The sequence below is a fragment of the Streptomyces sp. AC627_RSS907 genome (assembly GCF_019049165.1).
This window is the reverse complement of record NZ_JAGMUE010000768.1, coordinates 1-569: the sequence shown is the minus strand read 5'-3', so window position 1 is coordinate 569 and position 569 is coordinate 1. Positions and strand designations below refer to the sequence as shown.

The following is a 569-nucleotide window of genomic DNA, read 5'->3' as shown; positions in this document are numbered from 1 at the left end:
TGGACATACGCATCTTCCCCGAGCCCCAGCAGGGGGCCAGCTACGACACCCTTCTCACCGTTGCCAATGCCACCGAAGACCTGGGCTTCGACGCCTTCTTCCGCTCCGACCACTACCTGCGCATGGGCAGCGTCGACGGGCTGCCGGGCCCCACCGACGCCTGGATCACCCTGGCCGGTCTCGCCCGTGAGACCAGCCGCATCCGTCTCGGCACCCTGATGACCGCGGGCACCTTCCGACTCCCCGGCGTGCTGGCCATCCAGGTCGCCCAGGTGGACCAGATGTCCGGCGGACGGGTCGAGCTCGGCCTCGGCTCCGGATGGTTCGAAGAAGAACACCGCGCCTACGGCATCCCCTTCCCCAAGGAGAAGTTCGCGCGCCTCGAGGAGCAACTGGAGATCGTCACCGGCCTGTGGAACACGCCCCTCGGCCAGACGTACACCCACAACGGAACGCACTACCAGCTCACCGACTCGCCCGCCCTCCCCAAGCCCACCCAGTCGAAGGTGCCGGTCCTCATCGGCGGCCACGGCGCGGTGCGCACCCCGCGCCTGGCCGCGCGGTACGGG

The 569-nt window shown here is 69.4% G+C and carries 1 protein-coding gene; it reads left to right on the top strand.

Translation table 11 applies throughout. The features are described 5' to 3' along the window. The coding region (locus KUM32_RS38540) for an LLM class F420-dependent oxidoreductase (protein WP_217146458.1) at positions 1–569 on the top strand (569 nt) is incomplete at both ends.